The 3789-nt window shown below is 30.9% G+C and carries 3 protein-coding genes; all 3 read right to left on the reverse strand.

Going from position 1 to position 3789, the window contains the following annotated elements; translation table 11 throughout:
• Window positions 1-1524, reverse strand: a 1524-nt coding sequence (locus CYP84_RS07250; RefSeq protein ID WP_103637116.1) for an AIPR family protein, incomplete at its 3' end; no start/stop codon positions are given.
• Window positions 1525-1533: 9 nt separating this feature from the next.
• Window positions 1534-2442, reverse strand: a complete 909-nt coding sequence (locus CYP84_RS07255; RefSeq protein WP_084042017.1) for a PD-(D/E)XK motif protein — start codon at window positions 2440-2442, stop codon at window positions 1534-1536.
• Window positions 2435-3789, reverse strand: a 1355-nt coding sequence (locus tag CYP84_RS07260) for a Z1 domain-containing protein (protein ID WP_180996399.1), incomplete at its 5' end; no start/stop codon positions are given. The genes CYP84_RS07255 and CYP84_RS07260, both read right to left, overlap by 8 nt.

A 3789-nucleotide genomic window follows, 5' to 3' on the forward strand; every position in this document is an offset into this window, starting at 1 on the left:
ATAATACGATAAGTACGATAGGGTATAGGCTACGCATTGTGCCCTATAACCACCATTGTACCAAGTGGCGTAAGAAACAAGTTTTTCAACTTGTTTAAACATTATAATTCTAGATACTGCTTCTTTAAAATAGTTGCTCGTTATACAAAGCTCATCTTTTTCTAACATTTGAGTAATATGTTTTGCAAAAGCCATAAAGCTATATTGTGCGCCTTTTGATACAATATCCGGCGATTGTAGCCAAGCGATTTCGCTTTTAGCTAAAAATGTTTTATCTATAAGTTGTGACTTGGGGTTTTCTATTTGAAATTTCTTTTTATCTGTGCCACTTAAATATGCTTGTTCATTTAAGTATTCGCCCCTTACCCTCTCATAAAACCAATGAGTTCTTACTTGTATTCCATCAACAGCTGGTGCCAAATTTCTTCTTGAGCATTCTTTGAAATCTTTATGGAAAGGACTATTTGAAAAGAAATCCGATTGATTTATCTTGTTTTGGGTATTTGCGTATTCGCTAACTTTTGAGACAAATTCATCTTGTTTTTCGGCGTCAGCAACTACAGATAGTTTCATCTGAACATAAATTTTTGATACGTCTAGCTTTGAATTTTTACTTGAAGCATATATGGCCGATACGGTCTGACCTCCATTGACAATCTGAAAATTTGATATTTTTATAATTTTGCCATCTTGTAAAATAACATCATTAGCTGTTGCAGTTATGCCATTATTGTATGCGAAAAACATCTCTGGCTTATATTCTATAGTGTTTCGCAACCCCTTATTGACGTTGCCTCTAAACTGCAAAAAAGTTCTGACGTTTTGTTCTAAAAGTCTAGAGCCAAATGTATCATAAATTTCAACTATTGTCCTACCATCTATTACGCTTAAATAAGATCTGTAGTCTTTCGCCGGCGTGTCTACTACAAGCGCCGGCAAATCAACCTCAACGTCAAAGTTGTTTTTTGAGTTATTTATAGTATAGATTTTATATAAAAACTCAATATCTATGATGCGATATTCCGCATCAATGCCAGATAGTACTTTATTTGGGATGCTTGCTAAATTTTTAGTAATTTTTCCATCTGTTATAATGATAAGGCGGATTTTTTTAATTTCATTTTTAATTAAATACGAATATATATTATAGGCCATTGAGTAATGCTCAAAACCCTCCTCCATAGTATCATAAAGTTTTTGGAAACTCCTTAAAAGGAAATTTTCCAGCTTTTTAAATTTTGATTCTATCTGCGCTTTTATGAGAGTTTGTATATCATCACTTTGAAAAAAACAATGCACTAGAAGACTAAGCTTACCACGCTCTACATCAAAGTCATATCCACTTACTTCCATATCTCTTTTATTGTATTCAGCAATCATGTAGTCTTGCGATAGCTCTCCTTCGTCAACAAGAGAGTCACAGACCGACTCAAAAAATGCTTCTTGTTTGCTTATACCTCGGCTTTGGGCTTGACTCACGATATCCTGCATAAAATCTTGATGAAAGTCATCTAAACTAACCATTTTTTGCCTTTAAAGTTTTATTCTATCCAACAAAAATTCATTGCATTTTAATAAATCTACCGTATATTTTACGTTATGAATTCTGGAATCTATATCTATGGAAGTAATTTTTGGAAATTTATTATCTACATTAAAAAATAAAATTTTATCTATTTTAAATTTTAATAGTTCTACTTGGAAATTTGATTTATAGCCATACGAAAAAAGCTTTTTATAAAATGATTCTACGTCAGCGACCTTTACTTCTATACTCTTTATGATATCCTCAACACTAAGTCCTTGCGAATTTATAGATAAAGAGTATACCGCGAGATATAATTTTTCTTTAGTTGTATAAAGTTGATAAGCAGATGAAATTATAACATGTGGTGACTTTGAAGCTTTATACGTTTTAATCTCAACAGCGCAGTCATTAAATAAAAAGTCTTGTTTATCAAAATCTGCCCCAACCCAAGAACTTAATGCCTCTTCAAAACCAACTTGTTTAGCTGCAATATTATTTAAAAAACTAAGTTCACCAAATAGCCCCATTTGCCTTTCTGTCCCAAAATCATCATCATTTGAAATAAAAAATTTTTTCCATTTTAGAAGTCTTGCTTCTATATTGTCTAAAACATTTTCATTATTATTGCAAGTATTTAAAAGAGAAATAATATCGTTGCAAACCAATACAAATAGTTGCCAATTGGAATTATCGTTTAGTGCTATATAAAATTTGGTAGCATCTTTAAAATCTTTTCTTAGTGTATTTAAACCAATAAATTTTATACTCTTTTTACTAGTTTTTATACAAAAATCTAGTTCAATGCCAAAAGTATATCTTCCATCCAAATCCACTATCCAAAAAATATCATATCTATTGTCACCATTAATCCTTCTTCTGGTATTATTTTTCATATCATTCCAAGGATTAATCATCTTGCTCTTCTAATTCTTCAAATTCAAAAAGCATCTCTTCTTGATATACCTTATTGATTAAATATTTAATAGTTTGAGAGCTACTACAAACACCATCATTAGGAAAACAAACGCCATAGGCTGGTAATATATCGCAACCAAAGCCGATTTGATTGTTCTTAGTGTCTAGTATATGTAACATTAAAATTGGATTTTTCAAATTTTTTCTTAAAAATGAAGACCTGTCGCCCCTTTTTTCTTTCTTGCTTTGTTCATAAATTTCATCATCTAGTAATGCTTTCTCAGGATCTCCTGCCGATAGTTTTCTATTCCCAAGTTCTATGTAATCACCCTTGTCTTGCAATTTTGAGCGCTCTTCCATATTTATCCCAAATTTTTCTAAAAACATACCCCTTCCTCCATAAAGAACAACATCCCACACTGTATTCTTATCTTCCAGATACGCCCTTATAAAATCTAACTGCATATGTGCTTTTATAACACTAAAGTTATTTATAAATTTTAATATTTCCATTTTATCTATATTTTTATATATAGTGGCGCTTCCTTTTTTACTACCTCTATTAAGTGATTCTATAAGCTCTTTTAAAATATTTAAATTATTATCGTGTAGTTGTGGGTTTTTAGCAAATCTTACGGTTTCTATTAGCTTTCCACTTAAATCCAATGACATACATTTTTCTTCTGCGTTTTTCATCTTATTTTTGGCTGTAATTTGTAATTGACTGTTTGGATCTTGTCTGACAGCTAGTCCAAAATTATAAGGAGTTAGACCATCTTCCGCCATCTCTTTAAATTTATACATAAGCTCATTTGTAGCCTCAATAATAAATCTAAAATAGTTTTGAATATCTTTTGGCATATAAATTTTACATAAATCCTCATAGCCTTGTCTATACCCAAACCATCTACCCATCTGCATAAGCGTATCATAGAATATTGTACTTCTTATAAAATAACTAACACTGAGTCCTTCTAGAGTAAAGCCACGTGATAGGCTAAGTCCTCCAACCGCAATGACATTTACTCTTTCGCCAGTATTATATTTAAGCGGCTTCTTACTATTTTGGTAAACCGCTATTACTTGAATACTATTTGCGATTTCGGATAATTTTTTTGAAATCTCTAACCATGAAAATTCTATATCAAATTTTGTCTCAAAAATATTCTTTAAGTTTAGTATCAAGCTACTTTGTTTTACTGAATTTGGAAGTAAAATAAAAGCATTAATATCATTTTTTAACGCTTTTAAATATTCATCTATCAAACATTCAATTTTTTCGTGCACATCAGAAAAGCGACTAATATTAACAAGCATGCTATTATGCTTAATTTGACCCCTTAAAT

The sequence above is a fragment of the Campylobacter concisus genome (assembly GCF_002912425.1).
Lineage (GTDB): Bacteria > Campylobacterota > Campylobacteria > Campylobacterales > Campylobacteraceae > Campylobacter_A > Campylobacter_A concisus_AH.

Bases quoted from the DNA above. Each gene is read 5' to 3' on its own strand.
- CYP84_RS07255 (WP_084042017.1), bottom strand. From the start codon at position 2,442: ATGATTAATCCTTGGAATGATATGAAAAATAATACCAGAAGAAGGATT.